Here is a 19,041-nt window from a genome sequence, read left to right on the forward strand (position 1 = left end):
TTGCTGACATGGTGAAGGGCACTCATGCGTGAGACGAACGAGGACGCGTCGGCGTACGCAGGTCGGCGGGCGACGGCGGAGTCGATCGAGCGCGGCGGAGGCGGACTCAGCGTGAGCGACCTGCTGGCAAGGGTCGTGCCGGCTGCCGTGCCCGCGCACTCCGCCACGGCCGCGGACGGGGCACCCGACACGGATCCGTCCCCGGATGTCGACGTGCTGGCCGCGGTCATCGCCGCGGCGGCGGGCCGTCATCTGCCCGAGGGCCATCTCGCGCCCGACGCCGACTTCTTCGACGCCGGCGGCAGCTCCGTGAACGCGGTGGAACTCGTGGCGGAGCTGGAGGAGGAACTGGGCATCGAGGTCGATCTGGACGAGGTGTTCGCCGACGCCCGCCCCAGCAGCCTCGCCCGCCGCTGGGCAGGTATCCCCGGAATCAGGGCCGTCGCCCCCACGGTCAGCACCGCGGGACACTCGACGGCCGGGACGACCACTGCGCTGCCCGTCCCTTCCCCGCGCACCCCACCGCTCCCGGTCCCACGGCCGGCCGAGCCTGTCCACGCGCCGCACACCACCGCCCGGCGTGAAGACCTCGACCAGATCCTGGCCGACCTCGCCCTTGCCGACCGGCTGCCGTTCATCGCCGCTCCCGAGCCGCTGCCGCCCCGCCGGATCCTGCTCACCGGCGCGACAGGCTTCCTCGGCAGCCATATGCTCCTGGACCTGCTGCGCCACAGCGACGCCCATGTGTACTGCCTGGTCCGCGCCGCCGACGAGGAAGCGGCCCGGACCCGGCTCGGTGAGGCCCTGCGCAGCTACCGGCTGCCCTGGTCGACGGAGGTCCGCCGCCGTATCACCGTGCTGCCCGGCGACATCCGCCACCCGCACCTGGGCCTGAGCGAGGAACGGTGGAACGAGCTCGCGCACGAACTGGACGGCATCGTCGGCGTCGCCGCGGCCGTGGACTTCCTGCGCGGCTACCAGTCACTGCGCGCAAGCAACGTCCTCGGCACCCTCGCCCTGGCCGAACTGGCGGCCGCCGGCCGACCCAAACCGCTGCACCACATCTCCTCCATCGCCGTCTTCAACGAGGTCGGCATCACCTCCATGGGCGAGGACGACCCCCTGGCCCACGCCGACCGCCTCATCGCGGGCTACGACCAGACCAAATGGGCCGCGGAAGTAGCGCTGCGCCGCGCCCGCGACCACGGCCTGATCGTCACCGCGCTGCGCCCGGGCGGCATCGGCGGCCACACCAGGACCGGCGCCTACAACCCCCAGGACCTCTCCAGCGGCCTCGTCTCGGCCTTCGGCCGCTTCCGTACCGTGCCCGCCTTCCGCTATCTCAACGTCGCCCCGGTGGACTGGGTCAGCCGGGTCGCCGTCGGCGTCATCTGCGAACCCGACGCCTGGGGCTTCGACTACAACCTGACCGGCGTGCCCAACACCCTCGACGACGTCGTACAGGACATGGCCCTCGGCGGCATGCACGTGCGCGTCAAGGACTGGGACGACTGGCGCACCGACGCCCTGGCCCGCCTGGAGGCGGAACCGATACCCGAACTGACCTTCCTGTCCCGGGTGTTGCAGAGCCCCAGCGCCCTCAAGCTGTGCGAGGCGACGCTCAAGGGACCGGCGGCCACCGGAGAACGCACCGCCCACCTCGTCGAGGCTCTCGGCCTGCCCCCGGCCACCCGCTACGACGCCCGCGCACAGCTCAAGACCTTCGAGCGGCTGGCGGGCGACGGTCTGGCCCGGCTGCCGCACAAGGACGACCAGCCCTACCTCTGGTTCACCGAGACCACCGAGGGCCAGGTGGGCCCGGTCGCAGCCGCCGCCGACACGCCCTGCTCGATGGCCCTCACGCTCTCCATCGCGAGCATGCACCAGCTGGTCACCGAGCGCCGCATCGACGTACGCGGACAGCTCACCTGCCCGGCCGTCCACCCCGGCCCGCTCACCGTGGAACGCGGCGACGTGTGGATCCGCCCCGATGAAGGCATCCCCGAACACCACGGCCTGACCCACCAACTCCTGCGCTACCGGCTGCTGTTGCGCGACCCGGACGGCGGCAGCTGGTGGCTGGAGGGCCGCAAGCACGCACGCGCCCGCCGCGACCTCTGGCGCCAGACCCGCGCCCTGACCGTCGAGATCGGACGCGAGGGCGAACCCGCCCTCCTGGCGGGCGAGTTGGTCGTACCCGCGGACAGCTACGTACGCGACCAGATCGACGGCATCCAGGTCGACCCCCGTCTCACCGGCCGGGAGCAGCGCGCCGCCAAGCTGACCTGGCTCGCCTGGTTCGGCCTCCAGATGGGCCGCGGCCTGCTCGGACCCTTCACCCGGGCCGCCGCCGACCTCCTCGACCTGCGCCGCACCCCGCACCCCACGGAGCACAACCGATGATCTTCAAGGCCACGAAACCCACCACCAGGCCGGCCCTCCGCAAGGTCAGAACCACCCCCACCCTGCGCCCCCTGCACCACCGTCTCGACCCGCGGAGCGTCGAGGAGATCGACTTCCACGCCCGGGACGGCGTCCGCCTCGGCCTGACCCGTATCGACACCGGCGAACCGGACCGCCCCGCAGTGCTGCTGCTGCACGGACACACGGCCTCCGCCGACATGTTCCTGCTGCCCGAGATCCGCAACCTCGTCGACGTCCTGCTCGACGACGGCTACGAGCCCTGGCTGCTGGACTGGCGCGGCAGCTGCCGCCTGCCCTACAACGCCACCGGCCGGAAATACACGTACGACGACGTCGCCCTGTACGACATCCCCGCCGCCGTCTCCCACATCCGCGCCCGCATCGGCGAGGAGCGCCCGCTGTTCGCCGTGGCCCACTGCATCGGCGCCCTCACCCTGTCCCTGAGCATGACGGCGGGCCTGGTACCGGGCCTGGCGGGCGTGGTCGCGCAGGGCGTGTTCCTCACCCCGAAACTCGCCGGCCGCACCTCGCTGCGCATGTCGCTGGCCGCAGAACTGCTGAAGTCCCGCCTCGACCACATCCCCGTCGACTTCCGCACGGTGGGCCTGCGGTCCAGGTACACGCCGCTGTTCGCACTGGCCTCCCGCAAGGCCGACTGCCCCGACCCCACCTGCCAGATCCTGCACCACTCGGCCTGGGGCACCGGTGCCTCGCTCTTCGTCCACGAGCACCTGACCGCGACCACCCACAACCGGCTGGCCGACCTCCTCGGCCCGGCACCCCTGTGGATCCTGCCGCACCTGCGCCGCATCGAACTGGCCCGCACCGTGGTCCGCTGGCACGACACCGACCACCGCTACGCGGCCCTGCCCCCCAACGCCCTGGACGCGGCCGGCCGCATCGACACCCCGCTGCTGCTCCTGGCGGGCAGCGACAACGGCCTGTGGCTGGACTCCCAGCAGCTGTGCCGCGACGTCCTGGCCCGCCGCCACCCGCACCTGGACGTGACCTACACGGAGATCCCCGGCTACGGCCACCTGGACACCTTCATCGGCCGGGGCGCCGCCCTCGACGTCTTCGGGCACATCCTCGACTTCCTCGGCGAACGCCGGTGACGAGGGCCCCGCCGACCGCTAACGTACTCGCCAGTAACTGCACTGTTCTCCAGGAGGCACGATGCCGCAGCTCGAAGTCGACGGCGCAGCGCTGACGTACGACGACGAGGGCCCCCGCGACGGCGACGGCGTGCCCCTGGTGTTCATCCACGGCTGGACGGCCGACCGCCACCGCTGGGACCACCAGATGGCGCACTTCGCCGAGAAGCGCCGGGTGATCCGCCTCGATCTGCGCGGCCACGGCGACAGCAGCGGCGCGGGGGTGCCCACGGTCGCGGAACTGGCCGACGACGTCCTCGCCCTGCTCGACCACCTGGACGTCGAGCGGGCCGTGCTCGTGGGGCACTCGATGGGCGGCATGATCGCGCAGACCATCACCCTCGACCACCCTGAGCGCGTCGAGCGCCTCGTGCTGGTCGGCTCCATCGCCCGCATGACCTACAGCCGCGGCCGGGGCCTGCTGATGGCGGCCTCGACGCTCGTCCCCTACAAGCTGTTCGTCGCCACCAACATCCAGCGCGCCTTCGCCCCCGGCTACCCCCGGGAGGAGGTCCGCGCCCACATCAAGGCGTCCGCCGCCACCCCGCGCGAGGTCGTTATGACGCTCTACGGCGCCATGCGCGCCTTCGACGTCCTGGACCGGGTCGGGGAGATCCGCGTACCCACCCTGCTGATCCACGGCTACTACGACATCCAGCTGCCTGTGCGGCAGATGCTGCGCATGGCCAAGGCCTACCCGGACGCCGAGGTCCGCATCATCGACGCCGGCCACGAACTGCCGCTGGAGAAACCGGCGGAGCTGACCACCGCCCTCGAGCGGTTCCTCGCCCGCGGGTGAGGTGATCAGCGGGCCAGCCGGGCCCGGACCCCGCCGACCGCGGCGGCGGGCCGGGCCGTGGCCCGCACGGACCGGCGTACCAGATGGGCATCGCGCCGCAGATCATGGGCGGCATGACGGCCACGCCACGCCAGCGAGGGAGCACCTGCCGTGTCGTCGGCCGCGATCAGCAGACCGCCGAGCATCGACAGGTTCTTGAAGAAGTGGATGCGCTGCTGGGCGCGCTCCTCAGGGTCGTCCGCCTCCCAGAAGCGGTGACCCGCAAGCGTCGTCGGCACCAGCGTGGCCGCGATGGCCAGCGCGGCCGGCCGCGGCAGTCGGCCGCTCGCCAGCAGCAGACCCGCCACCACCTGTACGGCCCCGTTGAGCCGTACGACCTGCTCGGTGCGGTCCGGCAGGGCGTCGACCCGCTCGGTGACCGGCTGGACGACGGGCTCGGCCACCGGAGCGACCTCCTCGGGAGCGCGCAGCGTGTTCAGACCACCGGAGACGAACATGGAGGCGAGCATGGGGCGGCCGACCATACGCAGAAGACTCATGACCTGCTCCAAGGGGTGGGCGCGTGCAGAGACCCACCGGGTTCCCGCGCCTTTGTGGTCGATGCCACGTCACCGGACCGGATGCGGGCATGTCCCTGTCCGAGCCGGCGAGCTACCGTTTTTCCCAACCCCTTGCTCGCTCCCCACGCAGTACGGACGGCTCCCGCAGTGCTCGCAGACCTCTCCCCGCTCATCGCGGCGACCGCCCAGTGGCTGACCTGTGCCTACCCCTCGGGTGGCGGCGCACTGGCCTCGGCCCTGTGCGAGGTCCAGGCCCGCCAGGCCGTGACGGTCGCGGCCTGGCTGCGCTACCCCACCCCGGTGGACGCGGCCCTCGTCGGCATGGCGGGCCCCGGAGGATCTGCCCGGCTCGACTGGATCGCCGGCGCTGACGACCCGGGCGACCACGACACGGACGCCCACGCCTGGCGCACCTGGGTCGACGAGGTGGTGGCCAGCTGGGCGGCCTGTCTGCTGAGCGACCCGGAACTGGCCGGCCGTGCGGTGGCCGCTCTCGCCGAGGGCAGCCATACGGCCCAAACGCCCGCCGCGTTCCGGCGCCTGGTGGCCCCCGACGAGAGCGACCGGCGGGCAGCGGCCCTGCTGCGCCACCCCGACCTGCTCGCCCCCGTGACCGCGCTCCATCAGGACCAGCTGATGACCCTGCTCAAGCCGGGACAGCCCGCCTGAGAGCAGGCGGTCCAGGTGGCGGGCGGTCTCGTCACTCGTGCTTGCCGCGTCCGCTCAGCGCATCACGCATCCGGTCGACCAGCCCGGCCCCCGGCGCCAGCAGCTTGTTGGCCGGAGGCGTGTCGGGTGCGGAGGGGTGCGGCCGGGTCGGCGCCAGCTTCTTGGCCTGGCGGACCTTGTCTCCCAGCTCGTCGAGGGCCTCCGCCGAGCATGCCGTGCGCAGCTGCGGGAAGAGGTTCTCCTCCTCGTCGGCGATGTGCGCGCGCACCTCGCTCATCAGCCTCCCCACGAGACGGTCGAACTCGGCGTCGCCCGCATCGCAGCTCTCCAGATCCTTCATGATCTGCTCGGCCCCGGCGTGGTCCTCGATCTCCCGGTCCGCCATGGTGTCCCCGTTGACGAGGTGTTCCCGCACCGCCGGGTACAGGTACTCCTCCTCGGCCACCGAGTGCCGGACCAGTTCCATCGTGGCCTGGTCGGCGTACACCTTCCGAGTCTTGTCACCGGACGGCAGCGCCTCGATCCGGCCGAAGAGCTCCTCGACCTCCCGGTGATCGGTCATCAGCTCGTCGATGACGTTTCCACCGTGTCCCATCCTGTTCACCTCCAGCCAAGAAGCGGCGGCTCCCCGTCCGGATCCGCCGGAGCCCCCGAGTGCCCCGTCCCGCAGCGGGTTAACGGTGTGGGAGGCCGACTTGTTGGAACCCGCACAGAGACACACACGTACCTGGAAACCTCGGGAGGCCGGTGTGGCAGACGCGGTGGACGAGGCGCTCGGACGGGTGATCAGGGAGGTGGACGACCGCGCGGAGCGGCTGTGGGAGGTCGCCCTGGCCCTGCACGCCGACCCCGAGTACGGATTCGAGGAACACCGGGCGGTGCGGCTGCTGAGCCGCGAGCTCGAACGTGAGGGGTTCACGGTGCAGCGGGAGCTCGCCGGACTGCCCACCGCCTTCGCCGCGCGGGCCGGAACCGTGCGCCGGCCGGCGGTGGCCCTCCTCCTGGAGTACGACGCCCTGCCCGGGCTGGGGCATGCCTGCGGCCACAACCTGATCGCAGCGGCCGGCCTCGGCGCCGCACTCGCGGCACGGGCCGTACTGGGGGACGGTGCAGGGGCCGTTTGGGCCGTGGGTACGCCCGCGGAGGAGGGCGGCGGCGGCAAGGTCACCGAGACCGAGGCGGGCGTCTTCGACGACGTCGACGCCGCCCTGATGTTCCATCCCGGCGTCCACAACTGGCAGTGGGCGCCCCTGACCGCCCAGACGCAGTACCGCATCGGCTTCCACGGCCGCGCCGCCCATCCCACCGGGAACCCCACCGAGGGCATCGACGCCCTCGCGGCCCTCATCCAGCTGTTCAACGCCCTCGCAGCGATCGGCCCGCGCCTGCCGCAGGGGTCGCACGTCCAGGGCATCATCACCGACGGCGGCCTGGCGACGAATATCGTCCCCGAGTACGCGGAAGGCCTGTTCGGGCTGCGCGCCGCGACGACCGCCGCGCTGGAGGATCTCGCGGGCGAGGTGCTGACCTGCGCCCAGGGCGTGGCCCGCGCCATGGGCACGACGGTCACCTTCGGACGGGCCACACCGCGCTACGAGCACTTCCGCGACAGCGCGCCCCTGTCTCAACGGTTCGCCCAACACCTGGCCCGTGCCGGCATCGACCTCACACCACCGGCGCCCGGCGTCTTCCTGGGCTCCTCGGACATCGGCAACGTCAGCGGACGCGTCCCCGCGATCCACCCCTTCGTCGCGATCATGGACCCGGAGGGCTCCGACCACACCCCCGAATTCGCCACCGCGGCAGCCTCCGACCGCGCCCGCCGCGTACTGCTCGCCGCGACGGAGGCCCTGGCCTGCACAGCGGTGGAACTCCTGCTGTCGCCCGAACTACGCGAACAGGCCTGGCGCGAGCACGGGGGCAGTGTCGCGGCCGTGGCCCAACGCTGACGCGCCCAGGACGCCCCGTCGCCGATCTGTGCTGGGCGCCGCCCGTCATCCCGCGAGGGCATTGAGACGGTCCGCCCGTCTTGGACCGGCGGGCATGTGCTGTTCGATCTCTGGGGGACTGGGCGGGGTGCGGCGTGGGCGATGCCCGGACCTTGCGCGCCTCCTGAAGACGGGAAACGCCGGAAACCCCGCGGGCCACGTTCTGTGTCGCCCGTCATCCCGGCAGGGTGTTGAGGCGGTCCGCCTGTCTGGACCGGCGGGCATGTGCTGCTCGATCTCCGGGGCCAGGCCGGGTATGGCCTGGACGATGCCCGGATCCTGCAGCGCTTCCTGAGCGCCGGGAAGTCGTCGGGTGTTCGGTGCCGCCCGTCATTGCGGCGCGGGCGATGCCCGGATCCTGCAGCGCCTCCTGACCGTCTGGAAGGACATGAACGGCGGCCCCGCTCTGCCAGAGCGCAGGGTGTCCGCATCGTGCTGGGCCAGCAAGGCGAGTGCTCTGGCCCGGCTCCAGTCCGATTGCAGTAGGGCCTCTCGCAGGGGCGGCCGTCTCCGCCAGGCGATGACGTGTGGAGGCGGTGGTCTGCCGGTAGGCCCGCGCGAGGCTGTCCTGCGTCGCGGAGTCGAGTGGGATGAACGCTCCAGCGGTTCGCACACCTTTCCGTACGGCGGCGCACCCCGCGCGCTCAGGGCGTGAGCAGCCGGTCCTGTTCCACCGGGGGCGTGCCGCCGTGCCAGGGCAGGGCCTTGCCGAAGCGCACCAACTCGCCGTAGAGCGCCGGATCGACGGGCTCGGCGAAGACCAGGTCGAGCACGGCTCGGGCGGCCCGGGCGGGCGACTGGGCGCGGCTGTAGTCGCTGAACCAGGGGCGAGAGGTGGCGGTGTCGACCATCCCGGGGCACACGGAGGCGATCAGGGTGCCGGTGGCGAGGTCGCGCTCGCGGCGCTCGGCGGCCACCGCGCGGACGGCGGCGACCTGGGCGACCTTGGAGGGCACGTTCAGCCAGCGGGGCCAGCCCGCCTCCTCGGCGGTCTTGTCGTGGATCCGGCTGCGCCAGGACTCGACGGCGGACTCCACCTGGTCGAGGCTCGCGCCGTCGAACAGATGGTGCAGCCGCGGGTCGAGGTGGCCGAGGGTGCCCAGGCTGCTGGCCACCACCAGCAGACGGCCGCCCGGGCGCAGGATCGGTCCGAAGGAGCGCAGGATCGCGTGGGTGGCGGTGTTGGAGACGTCGATGAACTCGTCGGCCCGCGCCGCCTGCGACTCCTCCGGCAGCACACGCGCGACCGCATTGGAGATCACGACGTCGACACCGCCGTAACGGGCGCGCAGGTCCTCGGCGAGTGCCGTGACGGCGCCGGTGTCGCTGACGTCCAGGACCCGGCCCTGAACCCGGCTGCGGGTGCCGGGCAGTTGCGCCACCGCGTCGGCGGCGTCCGCCACGCGCCGCTGGTCGCGGCCGGTGAGCAGCACCAGGTCGTCCGGGCTCATCCGGGCCGCCAGCCCCTCGGTCAGTGCGCGGCCCAGCCCTTGGTTGGCGCCGGTGACGAGAGCGATTCGCGAAGCATTCATGCCCCCACGCTAAGAACGCCAGGCTCCATGAGTCCAACGAAAGTTGGGCACAGTTAGTATGCGTAATCGTCATGGACTTCACGGATGTGTCGCTGACCGCGCTGCGTGTCCTGCGCGCGGTGGCCGAACAGGGCACCTTCACCGCGGCCGCCGCGACGCTGGGCTACACCCAGTCGGCGGTGTCCCGGCAGATCGCCGCGATCGAACGGGCGGCAGGTGCGGAGCTGCTGGAACGGCGGCGCGACGGAGTACGCCTGACCGCGGCAGGGCGCGTCGTGATGCGCCGTGCGACGACCGTGCTCGACGAGATCGATGCGACCGCGCGCGAATTGTCCGGCCTGCCCGAGCAGTCCGGCACGGTCCGCCTGGGCTGGTTCCCCAGCGCGGGAGCCGTCCTGCTCCCCACGGCCCTGGCCATGTTGCGCCGCACTGACCCGGGCCTCGACGTCGTCAGCCGGGAAGGCACCACCCCGACGCTGGTACGCGCCCTGCGCGCCGGCACCCTGGACCTCGCGCTCCTGGCCTCGATGCCACCGTTCCGCCCGCCGGACACCGACTCGCCCCCGCTCGCCCTGCAGACGCTCAGCGAACGTGCCCTGCATCTCGCCGTGCCCGCCGACCACCCCCTGGCCCGCGGCGACTTCGTCGATGTCGCCGACCTGCGCGGGCAGCGCTGGATCGGGAGCACAGGCTCAGGTCAGGACCGGCTGATGGGGGTGTGGCCCGGCCTCGACGAGCGACCCGAGATCGCTCACACCGCCCGCGACTGGCTGGCCAAGCTCCACCTCGTCGTCGCCGGCTGCGGCCTCACCACCGTGCCCGCGACACTCGCCCCCGCCGCGCCGCCAGGCGTACGCATCCTCCCGGTCCGCGGCGGCCCCCAGGAACAACGGCGCCTGCTCCTCGCCCGCCTCCCGCACCCACCCACGGAACCGGTCATACGTGTGGCAGCCGCCCTACGGGCCGCAGCCCTCAACGCCCCCGGCGCCCACAGCTGACACAGCATCGGGCCCGCGTAGCGCGCGGACCCGATGCTCGAAACCGTGATGCAGCCGGCGCTAGGCGCGGGGCCGCTCGAAGGTGAGGAGCAGGCCCTCGACCGCGCCGGGGCCGATACGCCCCTTGACGTCGGCGGAGGTGATCGCCTTGAGGCCCCAGCCGTCCTCGGCGTGCTTGTTGAGAACCTTCTCCAGCTTGTCGCTGTCCAGCGCGTCACCGATCAGCGACTCCCGGAAACTGACGACCTTGTACTCGTAGCTGTAGCCATTGCTCATGCCTGCGTGCCCTCCGGTGTGTTGTCGCACTGCCCAGGGCCAGCCAATCATGCTGCGAGGCCGAACACACTGGCGGCAGGACCTCTCCGAGCATGGTTTCGCCGAGAGCCTCGACTGGCGGCCCGTCCGGTTCGCGCAGCAGGTCTCCTTCCACCAGGGGCATGAGCCGTCCGATCGCGATCGGCACGACATGACTCAACTCCGCCGGGTCTTCGGGACCGCCACCCACTTCTGAGCCGGAAGAAGGAGGCATGGTCCAGCGACCATTCCCTCTGACAGGATCGGAGCCATGCCGATCGATCCGCTCCTGGCCAGAGCCCGCCGACTCTGGGAGGACCTGGCCGCAGTGCCGGTCCCCTTCCCGCCGATCGGCGATGTCAACGTGGCCGTCTCCCCGGAATCCGGGATGTGCCCGGCGGGCTGGGTCGGCGTAGTGGCCCTGGGCGGATCGGCGATCGTGACCGCGCCCGACGACAGCGCCGCTGCGATCGTTCGTGACGCATTGCGGGACCTTCCGGTGCAGGCCGTCGTGGACGCGGATTCAGTCCGTACGGTGCTGCCCGTGAGCAGAGTGCTCGGTCCGGCGGTGTTGGCGTACCTGTCCCCGGAGCGCTTCCGAACGGTGCACCACGATGTGCCGACAGTAGATCAACTACCGCCCAACGAACGGGAGTTGAGGAAGCTGGAAGAGATGGCAGGACCCGAGGACGCCGATGAGGCCGGTCTGGACGAGATCACCTCGGCCGCGTTCGTGGTCCGTGAACGCGGGCAGGTGGTCGCCGCCGCCGGATACCGAACCTGGCCGGGCAGAACCGCCCACATCTGCGTACTGACCGCACCACAGGCGCGAGGGCGCGGACTTGCCCGGGTGACGGGCTCCGCAACGGTCGCCCACGCCCTTGCCGCTGGGCTGCTGCCGCAATGGCGCGCCCGGCGTCCGGCCTCCCGACGCGTGGCGGCCGCACTGGGCTTTGCAGAACTGGGCGCACAACTCAGCGTCGAAATGGCCCGGCACCCCCGCCCTCGACCGTGAACCTCCACGCGCGGGAGGCGGGTGCGCATCACGCGAAGGATGCGCACCCGCCCGTGGGGACAGTTGCCGTCAGCAGCAGCGGCTGTGCGGGTGCTCCTCGCGGTGGCGGGCGCGAAGAACCTGATATTCGCGGCGGGTGGGCACCGGAGCGAACGGGTGGTGGCGTCGATGCCGCTCGCAGTAGCGGTCGTACTCCGCCTCCCCGGTCAGCTCGCGCAGATACCAGCGCACTCTCCGCGCCCAGCCCCGAGCGTTCATGAGCCCGCCCCCACCAGGGCCTCGCCGGCCTGCTCGGGCCGGTCGATACGGGACTCGACGTACGGCGATTCCGTCGTCGGCAGCGGATGCGGCGACCGTACGGCACGGACGCACACCACCGCCGCGTTGACGATCACCACGGCGACCAGCAGCAGGAACAGGGCGATGAGGACGCCGTCGACGGTGGAGTTCGTCACCACGGTGTGCATGTCGCCGAGGCTCTTGGCGGGCGGCAGGACCTGGCCGGCGTCGATGGCGTCGACGTAGCGCGCCCGCTGGGCGAAGAAGCCGACCTTGGGGTCGTCGGAGAAGATCTTCTGCCAGCCGGCGGTGAAGGTGACCGCGACCACCCAGGCCAGGGGGACGGCGGTGACCCAGGCCCAGCGCAGCCGCCCGGACTTGATCAGGACCGTGGTGCACACGGTGAGGGCGACGGCGGCGAGGAGCTGGTTGGCGATGCCGAAGAGCGGGAAGAGCTGGTTGATTCCGCCGAGCGGATCCGTCGCCCCGGTGTAGAGGAAGTAGCCCCAGGCGGCGACGACCAGACCGCTGCACAGCCAGATGCCCGGCTTCCAGTTGACCCGGCCGAGCGGCTTGAAGACGTTGCCCAGCATGTCCTGGAGCATGAAGCGGCCCACTCGGGTGCCGGCGTCGACGGTGGTGAGGATGAACAGCGCCTCGAACATGATCGCGAAGTGGTACCAGAAGGCCTTCAGCGCCGTGCCGCCGAAGACGCCGGAGAAGATCTCCGACATGCCGACGGCGAGGGTCGGTGCACCGCCGGAGCGGGCGATCAGGGTCTGTTCCTCGACGGCCCCGGCGGCGTGGGTCAGCTGGTCGGGGGTGATGGTGAAGCCGAGGCCCGCCACCGCGTGCGAGGCGGACTCGGCCGTCGTGCCCAGCAGGCCGGCCGGTGCGTTCATCGCGTAGTACAGGCCCGGCTCCAGGGTCGCCGCGGCGATCAGCGCCATGATCGCCACGAACGACTCCATCAGCATCGCGCCGTAGCCGATCATCCGGACCTGGGACTCCTTCTCGATCAGCTTGGGAGTCGTGCCGGAGGAGACCAGAGCGTGGAAGCCGGACAGTGCCCCGCACGCGATGGTGATGAAGAGGAAGGGGAACAGCGCCCCGGCGAACACGGGCCCGGCGCCGGTCGAGGCGAACTTGCTGACCGCGTCGGCCCGCAGCACAGGCGCGGCCACCACGACGCCCACGGCGAGCAGCGCGATGGTGCCGATCTTCATGAAGGTGGAGAGGTAGTCGCGCGGCGCGAGCAGCATCCACACCGGCAGCACGGAGGCGACGAAGCCGTATCCGACCAGGCAGAACACGAGCGTCGTCGGGCTGAGGGTGAAGACGTCGGCGAGCGAGGAGTTCTGGATCCAGCTGCCGCCTGCGATCGCGAGCAGCAGCAGGGCCACCCCGACGAGGCTGGCTTCGACGACCCGGCCGGGCCGGATGCGATGCATCCAGACACCCATGAACAGGGCGATGGGGATGGTCATCGCCACGGAGAAGGTGCCCCAGGGGGAGTGGGCGAGCGCGTTGACGACCACGAGTGCCAGTACACCCAGCAGGATGATCATGATGGCGAAGACGGCGATCAGGGCCGCGGCCCCGCCGGCCCGGCCGATCTCGTCACGGGCCATCTGCCCGAGCGACTTGCCGTCGCGCCGCATGGACAGGAACAGCACCACCATGTCCTGCACGGCTCCGGCGAAGATCACCCCGGCCACGATCCACAGCGTGCCGGGCAGATACCCCATCTGTGCCGCAAGGACCGGCCCCACCAGTGGTCCGGCGCCGGCGATGGCGGCGAAGTGGTGGCCGAGCAGCACCCGCCGGTCGGTGGGGTGGAAGTCGACGCCGTCCTCCAGGCGCTCGGCCGGAGTGGCCCGGCGGTCGTCCGGCTGCAGGACGCGGCGGGCGATGAAGCGCGAGTAGAAGCGGTAGGCGATGGCGTACGAGCCGAGCGCGGCGACGGCCAGCCAGACCGCGGAGATCTTCTCGCCGCGGGCCAGCGCGAGGACGCCCCAGGCGACCGCCCCCAGCAGCGAGACGGTGGCCCACAGCAGGAGCGACCGCGGTGACATGCGGGAGCGGCCCGGACGTGGCGGCACCGGGAGACCGGTTCCGGGCATGGCGGATGGGGGCATGGCGGCTCCTCACCTCAAGGGCGATCAAAAGGGTGATCAAAGGGCGATCGAGTGGCAGAAAAAGCTGTTCGGATCAGGGACCGTGGCGATCGCGCCTGGTCAGCGCATAGGCGACGAGCAGGCAAAGACCGCACCCCGGCACCCAGGCGAGCTGGTACCAGTAGAAGAACGGCGTCCCGGCAAGGCGCGGGCCCGCACCGGCGTACCAGGGGATCCACAACAGACCCGCGGCGGGTGCGAGGAGCAGTACGGCGATCGCGACGCGCCGTAGCCGGTGATGACCGGTCCGTGCCATGACCTGCGCTCCTTTCCCCGTCGCTGTCGGTCTGTGCAAGAGTTGCCCACCCCCCGGAAGTGGTTGACAGCGAATGTCAGGGAGATTTCCCGCCGGTTTTCTGTCATCGGAACGGGCCGCGTGCGCAACTCTCCGGCAAGGGCTCAGGCACACCAAGGACGGTGACCCATGGCGGACGGTGCCATGACCGCGACGTTCCTCGCCGTGATCGGCGGGGCGTCGCTGCTCGCCTTCACCGCACGGCGCCTGCCCCCCACCGACCGGCTGCCGTCCCTGGAGGGCTGGGCGCTGGCCGACCGCGGCCTCGGCCCGGTGTGGACCTGGCTGCTGCTGGGCGGCACGATCTTCACCGCGTACACCTTCACCGCCGTACCAGGACTCGCCTACGGCAACGGGGCGCCCGCCTTCTTCGCGGTGCCGTACACGGTGATCGTCTGCCCGCTCGCCTTCGTCCTGCTGAGCCGCCTGTGGACGGTGGCCCGCCGGCACGGGTACATCACCACCGCGGACTTCGTGCGCGGCCGCTACGGGTCCCCGCCGCTGGCGCTGGTGGTCGCGCTGACCGGCATCCTCGCCACGATGCCGTATCTGGCCCTCCAACTGCTCGGCATACGGGCGGTGTTGACGGCCGGGGGAGTGTATCCGCGGGGCGTGACCGGTGACCTGGTGATGGTGGCGCTGTTCGCGGGGCTGGCGGTGGCCACCTACCGGCACGGGCTGCGGGCACCCACGGTCATCTCGGCGCTCAAGGCCGGTGCTGTCTTCGTGTCGGTCACCGCCGTGTGCTGGCTGGTCCTGGAGCGGCTAGGCGGTCCCGGCGCGGTCTTCGACGGCGCCGCGCGTCGCCTGGGCGGCACCGACGCGGCCCACTCCGCCCTGCTGCTCTCACCCCAGCAACAGCCCGCCTACGCCACCCTCGCCCTGGGCTCCGCGCTGGCCCTGCTGATGTACCCGCACGTCCTGACGGCCGGGTTCGCCGCCGACGGTCCCCGCACCCTGCGCAAGGTCTCCGTGGCGCTGCCCGCCTGGACCGGGCTGCTCGCCCTCTTCGGCTTCCTCGGCATCGCCGCCCTCGCGGCGGGCGTGCGGGCTCCGAAGGGCGGCGCCGAGGCCGCCGTGCCGATGCTCGTGGACCGGCTGATGCCGGCGCCGCTGGCCGGGCTCGTGTTCGCCGCGATCACCGTAGGGGCGCTGGTCCCCGCCGCCGTGATGTCGATCGCCGCCGCGACCAGCTTCGTACGCAATGTGTACGTCGAGTACGTCAACCCGACGGCCACACCCAAGCGGCAGGTACGCATCGCCCGGGCGGTCTCGCTCACCGCGAAGGTCGGCGCGGTGGCCTTCGTGTTCGGGCTGCGCGACCAGGACGCGATCAATCTGCAACTGCTCGGCGGGGTGTGGATCCTGCAGATCTTCCCCGCGGTGGCCATCGGCCTGTTCACCGGCCGCCTGCATCCGCGCGCCCTGCTGGCCGGCTGGGCCGTGGGCATGGCGGCCGGCACCTGCCTGGTGGTGCGGGAGGGCTTCTCGTCCGTCGTGCCCCTCGGCTTCGGCGATCGGCCGCTGCAGATCTACGCAGGCCTCGCGGCACTCCTGCTCAACCTGGTCGTCGCCGTGGCCGGCACCGCGGCCCTCGAACGCCTCGGCGTCCCGCGCGGCGCCGACGCCACCCACCTGCCGTCCCGCCTGACCGTCAGGCGGCGCCCCGAGACGGGAGCGAACAACCCGTGAGACGCAGACAGCACCCCCGCGTGACGGTGCCGCAGGCCACGGCGGCCGCGGTCACCGAGCCGCGCATCCCGCAGCCCCCGGCCGCACCGCCCGGCGCCGCTGCCCTCACGCCCCCACCGCGGGACCCGGCCGACCTGGAGCGCGAGGCCGCCCTTGCCCGTCTGTTCGAGGTGCACTACGCATCGATGCTGCGCCTTGCCGTGCTCCTGGGCGCCGACGACCCGGAGAACGTGGTCGCGGAGGCGTACTACCAGATCTACCGCAAGTGGCGCCGATTGCGGGAACCCGGGGCGGCGGAGGCCTATCTGCGCTCCACGGTGTGCAATCTGACCCGGATGCGGATACGTCATCTGCAGGTCGTCCGCAAGCACGTCGAAGGGCCGCCGAGCGAACTGGTCGCCTCCGCGGAGAGCACCGCCCTGCTCCACGACGACCAGCGCGCCCTGATCGACGCACTGCAGCAACTGCCCGCACGGCAGCGCGAGGCACTCGTCCTGCGCCACTGGCTCGGACTGAAGGAGAGCGAGATAGCCGCCGCCATGGGCATCTCCTGCGGTTCGGTCAAGACACACACCGCGCGCGGCATCGCCGCGCTGAGCCAGGTGATGGAGGCCCGGCGATGAACGACACCTCACCGGACCGCACGGAACAGGAGCTGCGCGAGGCCCTTCAGGCCCTGGCCGGCGGTGTGCAGGCCGCCCCCGACGCCTACCGCACGGCCCGCGGCGACTGGCTGCGCCGCGAGCGGCGCCGCCGCCTCGTGCTGGCCGCCCTCATCGCTGTGGTCTTCACCCTCGCCACCCTGATCGGCCTGTGGGTCCTCAACCAGACACCGACCCATCCCGGCGTGATCTTCTCCGGCACGGGCGGTTCCCATGCTCTGGGCGACACGGCACTGGATCACATCAAAAGTCATCGATTCACCTGATAGTGAAGGAAGGGTGCATAGCGCTAAACTCCCGCAACCTACAACGTGGGGAGGGCCCGGGCATGCGGCGGTGGGCCGAGTTCGTTCTGCGACATCGCAAGGCGGTTGTGGGGTTCTGGGGACTGGTGCTCGTCGCCGGCATCCTCCTGGCCGGCCGGACGACGAACCGGCTGACGATCGACTTCTCCCTGCCCGGACAGCCCGGCACGGTGACGGCCCACCGCATCGAGCGCGCCTTCGGCAGCGGCGGTGACACGAACCCCTACCTGGTCGCGGTCACCCTCCCCGCGGGGCAGACGGTCACCGGTCACGAGAAGGACGTCGGGCGGGCGTTCACGGCCGCCGGCACAGCCGTCCCCGGCCTACGGGTGATCGACGAGGCGAACACCGGGGACAAGGCGTTCCGGACGAAGGACGACCGCACGGCCTACGCCCTGGTGTTCTACCGGTTCAACCCGTCCCCCAAGCAGAGGCTGCTGACCGATCCGATCCGGTCGGCGGCGCAGCACGCCGTGCCGGCGGGGTCCGCGGTCGGCGTGACGGGGGAGGACGTGCTGGCCTCCGGTGGCAACAACGGCGGCGGGCCGGGTGTCCTCGGGGAGACACTTCTCGGCGCCGTCGGCGCTCTGGCCGTACTCGCCTTCGTGTTCGCGTCCTTCCTGGCCCTGCTGCCGCTGGTGGTGGCCGCGGTGTCGATCCTCGCGACCTTCGTGATGCTGCTGCCGCTCACCTATGCGACCGATGTGTCGTTCATCGTGCAGTTCCTGGTCGCCCTCATCGGTCTGGGCGTGGCGATCGACTACTCGCTGTTGTTCGTCACCCGCTGGCGCGAGGAGCGCGACCATGGCCGGGACAACCACGACGCGGTCGTCGTCGCGATGGAACGCGCCGGGCACGCCGTGCTGTTCAGCGGCGTGACCGTCGCGATCGGCCTGCTGGCGCTGGTGGTCCTGCCGGTGCCGTTCATGCGGAGCATGGGGTACGGCGGAGCCCTCATCCCCCTGGCGAGCGTGCTGACGACGCTCACACTCACCCCGGCGATCCTGGGCGGCATCGGCCCCAAGGTCGACTGGCCGAAGATCCGGCACGAGAACCGGGCCAGCCGCTTCTGGAGCCGGTGGACCACTGCCGTCGTGCGACGCCGCTGGATCGCCGCCGCCACCGCGCTGGCCGCACTCTTCGCACTCACCGGAGTCTTCCTCGGCATCAAGATCGGCCTCGCCTCCTCCGAGTCACTGGCCAAGAGCGGCCCGGCCTACGAGACCCTGCAGACCCTGGAGCGCGGCGGTGTGCCGACCGGCGCCCTGACCCCCATGGAGGTCCTGGTCCGCACCGACCAGGCCCGCACGGCGGCCGCCAAGCTCGCCGGCGTCGACGGTGTCAGCAGCGTGTTCGTGCCGTCCGGACCGGCCGGCAACCGCGCCGGGCAGAGCATCGTCGTGGTCGTCCCCGACCACGAGACCGTGAACTCCAAGAGCGTCGGCGTGGTCAAACGGGTCAAGACCGCCGCGGACGGCCTGCCCGGCGTCCTCGGCGTCGCCGGCATCGGCGCGGCACAGATCGACTTCATGCACGCCGTGTACGGCAACTTCCCGCTGATGCTCACCATCATCGCGCTGCTGACGTACGTCCTGCTGGTGCGCGCCTTCCGCTCCCTGCTGCTGCCGCTCAAGGCGGTCCTGCTGAACCTGATCTCCCTCGCGGCGACCCTCGGCCTGATGGTGATCTTCTGGCAGGACGGTCACGGCTCCGACGCGGTCTTCGGCATCGCCGCCACCGGTGCGATCACCTTCTGGATCCCGCTGATGGTCTTCGCATTCCTGTTCGGACTGTCCATGGACTACGAGGTGTTCATTCTGTCCCGCATCCGAGAGGAGTACGACACCGGCCGCTCCACCGACGCCGCCGTGATCGAGGGCCTCGGCCGCACCGGTCGGCTGGTCACCAGCGCCGCCCTGATCCTCTTCCTCGCCTTCGCCGCGCTCGCCTCCGGCCCCGGCACCGATCTGAAGACGCTGGCCACCGGCCTCGGCATCGGCATCCTGCTGGATGCGACCATCGTGCGGATGTTGCTGGTTCCGTCGCTGGTTTCGCTGTTCGGCCCGTGGAACTGGCAGCTGCCGGGCTGGGCGGCCCGTCTGCTGCGGGTGGCGCCGTCGCATCCGCACCCGGAGACGGTGACGCCCGTGGCGCAGCAGCGCACGGGCTGAACCCCCGGCGAGCAGACGGTCGCCGCG

The 19,041-nt window shown here is 71.5% G+C and carries 19 protein-coding genes; 12 read left to right on the plus strand and 7 right to left on the minus strand.

What is annotated here, in order from left to right; genetic code table 11:
- Positions 1 to 24 precede the first annotated feature (24 nt).
- From ABD355_RS10215 to ABD355_RS10225, 3 genes are all read left to right on the plus strand, one after another.
- A complete protein-coding gene (locus tag ABD355_RS10215; protein WP_344399856.1) occupies positions 25 to 2,403 on the plus strand; it encodes an SDR family oxidoreductase in 2,379 nt (792 codons plus the stop codon).
- A complete protein-coding gene (locus ABD355_RS10220; protein WP_344399857.1) occupies positions 2,400 to 3,539 on the plus strand; it encodes an alpha/beta hydrolase in 1,140 nt (379 codons plus the stop codon). The genes ABD355_RS10215 and ABD355_RS10220 overlap by 4 nt, the downstream gene beginning before the upstream one ends.
- 61 nt (positions 3,540 to 3,600) lie before the next feature.
- Positions 3,601 to 4,377 carry an alpha/beta fold hydrolase gene (locus ABD355_RS10225; protein ID WP_344399858.1) on the plus strand — a complete coding sequence of 259 codons (777 nt, stop codon included), beginning with the start codon at positions 3,601 to 3,603 and terminating at the stop codon, positions 4,375 to 4,377.
- A gap of 5 nt (positions 4,378 to 4,382) precedes the next feature.
- On the opposite strand, the gene ABD355_RS10230 is transcribed toward ABD355_RS10225, so the two are convergent.
- Positions 4,383 to 4,916: a DoxX family protein gene (locus tag ABD355_RS10230; protein WP_344399859.1), complete on the minus strand. Its 534-nt coding sequence runs from the start codon at positions 4,914 to 4,916 to the stop codon at positions 4,383 to 4,385.
- A gap of 168 nt (positions 4,917 to 5,084) precedes the next feature.
- On the opposite strand from ABD355_RS10230, the gene ABD355_RS10235 reads away from it, so the two are divergent.
- Positions 5,085 to 5,606: a hypothetical protein gene (locus ABD355_RS10235; RefSeq protein ID WP_344399860.1), complete on the plus strand. Its 522-nt coding sequence runs from the start codon at positions 5,085 to 5,087 to the stop codon at positions 5,604 to 5,606.
- A 31-nt stretch (positions 5,607 to 5,637) separates the two neighbouring features.
- On the opposite strand, the gene ABD355_RS10240 is transcribed toward ABD355_RS10235, so the two are convergent.
- Positions 5,638 to 6,201, minus strand: coding sequence for a hemerythrin domain-containing protein (locus ABD355_RS10240; RefSeq protein WP_344399861.1), 564 nt, complete (start codon positions 6,199 to 6,201; stop codon positions 5,638 to 5,640).
- A gap of 154 nt (positions 6,202 to 6,355) precedes the next feature.
- Here ABD355_RS10240 and ABD355_RS10245 point away from each other — a divergent pair, with 154 nt between their 5' ends.
- Complete coding sequence (locus ABD355_RS10245) at positions 6,356 to 7,555, plus strand: amidohydrolase (protein WP_344399862.1); 1,200 nt, start codon at positions 6,356 to 6,358, stop codon at positions 7,553 to 7,555.
- A 683-nt stretch (positions 7,556 to 8,238) separates the two neighbouring features.
- On the opposite strand, the gene ABD355_RS10250 is transcribed toward ABD355_RS10245, so the two are convergent.
- Entirely contained in the window at positions 8,239 to 9,126 is an 888-nt protein-coding gene (locus ABD355_RS10250; RefSeq protein ID WP_344399863.1) for an SDR family NAD(P)-dependent oxidoreductase, read from the minus strand.
- 71 nt (positions 9,127 to 9,197) lie between these two features.
- Here ABD355_RS10250 and ABD355_RS10255 point away from each other — a divergent pair, with 71 nt between their 5' ends.
- Positions 9,198 to 10,124, plus strand: a complete 927-nt coding sequence (locus ABD355_RS10255) for a LysR family transcriptional regulator (RefSeq protein ID WP_344399864.1) — start codon at positions 9,198 to 9,200, stop codon at positions 10,122 to 10,124.
- Between the two features lie 60 nt (positions 10,125 to 10,184).
- Here the strand turns inward: ABD355_RS10255 and ABD355_RS10260 are convergent, their stop codons facing one another.
- Positions 10,185 to 10,400 carry a DUF4177 domain-containing protein gene (locus tag ABD355_RS10260; RefSeq protein WP_099926191.1) on the minus strand — a complete coding sequence of 72 codons (216 nt, stop codon included), beginning with the start codon at positions 10,398 to 10,400 and terminating at the stop codon, positions 10,185 to 10,187.
- Between the two features lie 49 nt (positions 10,401 to 10,449).
- On the opposite strand from ABD355_RS10260, the gene ABD355_RS10265 reads away from it, so the two are divergent.
- Both ABD355_RS10265 and ABD355_RS10270 read left to right on the plus strand, forming a co-directional pair.
- A complete protein-coding gene (locus ABD355_RS10265) occupies positions 10,450 to 10,635 on the plus strand; it encodes a hypothetical protein (RefSeq protein WP_344399865.1) in 186 nt (61 codons plus the stop codon).
- A gap of 54 nt (positions 10,636 to 10,689) precedes the next feature.
- Positions 10,690 to 11,433 carry a GNAT family N-acetyltransferase gene (locus ABD355_RS10270; RefSeq protein WP_344399866.1) on the plus strand — a complete coding sequence of 248 codons (744 nt, stop codon included), beginning with the start codon at positions 10,690 to 10,692 and terminating at the stop codon, positions 11,431 to 11,433.
- 69 nt (positions 11,434 to 11,502) lie between these two features.
- Here the strand turns inward: ABD355_RS10270 and ABD355_RS10275 are convergent, their stop codons facing one another.
- The 3 genes from ABD355_RS10275 to ABD355_RS10285 all read right to left on the minus strand — a co-directional run bounded on the left by ABD355_RS10275 (position 11,503) and on the right by ABD355_RS10285 (position 14,145).
- Entirely contained in the window at positions 11,503 to 11,691 is a 189-nt protein-coding gene (locus ABD355_RS10275; RefSeq protein ID WP_344399867.1) for a YbdD/YjiX family protein, read from the minus strand.
- Positions 11,688 to 13,850 carry a carbon starvation CstA family protein gene (locus ABD355_RS10280; protein WP_344399868.1) on the minus strand — a complete coding sequence of 721 codons (2,163 nt, stop codon included), beginning with the start codon at positions 13,848 to 13,850 and terminating at the stop codon, positions 11,688 to 11,690. Before ABD355_RS10280 ends, ABD355_RS10275 begins: the two co-directional genes overlap by 4 nt.
- Before the next feature lie 73 nt (positions 13,851 to 13,923).
- Positions 13,924 to 14,145 carry a DUF3311 domain-containing protein gene (locus ABD355_RS10285; protein ID WP_344399869.1) on the minus strand — a complete coding sequence of 74 codons (222 nt, stop codon included), beginning with the start codon at positions 14,143 to 14,145 and terminating at the stop codon, positions 13,924 to 13,926.
- Positions 14,146 to 14,313: 168 nt separating this feature from the next.
- Here ABD355_RS10285 and ABD355_RS10290 point away from each other — a divergent pair, with 168 nt between their 5' ends.
- From ABD355_RS10290 to ABD355_RS10305, 4 genes are all read left to right on the plus strand, one after another.
- Positions 14,314 to 15,876 (plus strand): sodium:solute symporter family protein, encoded by a 1,563-nt coding sequence (locus ABD355_RS10290; protein ID WP_344399870.1) that lies wholly within the window; start codon positions 14,314 to 14,316, stop codon positions 15,874 to 15,876.
- On the plus strand, positions 15,873 to 16,499 hold the full coding sequence (locus ABD355_RS10295; RefSeq protein WP_344399871.1) for a sigma-70 family RNA polymerase sigma factor: 627 nt from the start codon (positions 15,873 to 15,875) through the stop codon (positions 16,497 to 16,499). Before ABD355_RS10290 ends, ABD355_RS10295 begins: the two co-directional genes overlap by 4 nt.
- Positions 16,496 to 16,804 (plus strand): hypothetical protein, encoded by a 309-nt coding sequence (locus ABD355_RS10300; RefSeq protein WP_344399872.1) that lies wholly within the window; start codon positions 16,496 to 16,498, stop codon positions 16,802 to 16,804. Before ABD355_RS10295 ends, ABD355_RS10300 begins: the two co-directional genes overlap by 4 nt.
- Positions 16,805 to 16,866: 62 nt before the next feature.
- Positions 16,867 to 19,014, plus strand: a complete 2,148-nt coding sequence (locus tag ABD355_RS10305; protein ID WP_344399873.1) for an MMPL family transporter — start codon at positions 16,867 to 16,869, stop codon at positions 19,012 to 19,014.
- The last annotated feature ends 27 nt before the right edge of the window (positions 19,015 to 19,041 follow it).

Source organism: Streptomyces longisporus, assembly GCF_039532765.1.
Classification (GTDB): Bacteria; Actinomycetota; Actinomycetes; order Streptomycetales; family Streptomycetaceae; genus Streptomyces; species Streptomyces longisporus.

Excerpts from the sequence above, each read along its gene's own strand:
- ABD355_RS10215 (WP_344399856.1), top strand. The coding sequence starts at position 25 with ATGCGTGAGACGAACGAGGACGCGTCGGCGTACGCAGGTCGGCGGGCG.
- ABD355_RS10220 (WP_344399857.1), top strand. The coding sequence starts at position 2,400 with ATGATCTTCAAGGCCACGAAACCCACCACCAGGCCGGCCCTCCGCAAG.
- ABD355_RS10225 (WP_344399858.1), top strand. The coding sequence starts at position 3,601 with ATGCCGCAGCTCGAAGTCGACGGCGCAGCGCTGACGTACGACGACGAG.
- ABD355_RS10230 (WP_344399859.1), bottom strand. The coding sequence starts at position 4,916 with ATGAGTCTTCTGCGTATGGTCGGCCGCCCCATGCTCGCCTCCATGTTC.
- ABD355_RS10240 (WP_344399861.1), bottom strand. The coding sequence starts at position 6,201 with ATGGGACACGGTGGAAACGTCATCGACGAGCTGATGACCGATCACCGG.
- ABD355_RS10250 (WP_344399863.1), bottom strand. The coding sequence starts at position 9,126 with ATGAATGCTTCGCGAATCGCTCTCGTCACCGGCGCCAACCAAGGGCTG.
- ABD355_RS10255 (WP_344399864.1), top strand. The coding sequence starts at position 9,198 with ATGGACTTCACGGATGTGTCGCTGACCGCGCTGCGTGTCCTGCGCGCG.
- ABD355_RS10260 (WP_099926191.1), bottom strand. The coding sequence starts at position 10,400 with ATGAGCAATGGCTACAGCTACGAGTACAAGGTCGTCAGTTTCCGGGAG.
- ABD355_RS10265 (WP_344399865.1), top strand. The coding sequence starts at position 10,450 with ATGCTGCGAGGCCGAACACACTGGCGGCAGGACCTCTCCGAGCATGGT.
- ABD355_RS10270 (WP_344399866.1), top strand. The coding sequence starts at position 10,690 with ATGCCGATCGATCCGCTCCTGGCCAGAGCCCGCCGACTCTGGGAGGAC.
- ABD355_RS10275 (WP_344399867.1), bottom strand. The coding sequence starts at position 11,691 with ATGAACGCTCGGGGCTGGGCGCGGAGAGTGCGCTGGTATCTGCGCGAG.
- ABD355_RS10280 (WP_344399868.1), bottom strand. The coding sequence starts at position 13,850 with ATGCCCCCATCCGCCATGCCCGGAACCGGTCTCCCGGTGCCGCCACGT.
- ABD355_RS10285 (WP_344399869.1), bottom strand. The coding sequence starts at position 14,145 with ATGGCACGGACCGGTCATCACCGGCTACGGCGCGTCGCGATCGCCGTA.
- ABD355_RS10290 (WP_344399870.1), top strand. The coding sequence starts at position 14,314 with ATGGCGGACGGTGCCATGACCGCGACGTTCCTCGCCGTGATCGGCGGG.
- ABD355_RS10300 (WP_344399872.1), top strand. The coding sequence starts at position 16,496 with ATGAACGACACCTCACCGGACCGCACGGAACAGGAGCTGCGCGAGGCC.
- ABD355_RS10305 (WP_344399873.1), top strand. The coding sequence starts at position 16,867 with ATGCGGCGGTGGGCCGAGTTCGTTCTGCGACATCGCAAGGCGGTTGTG.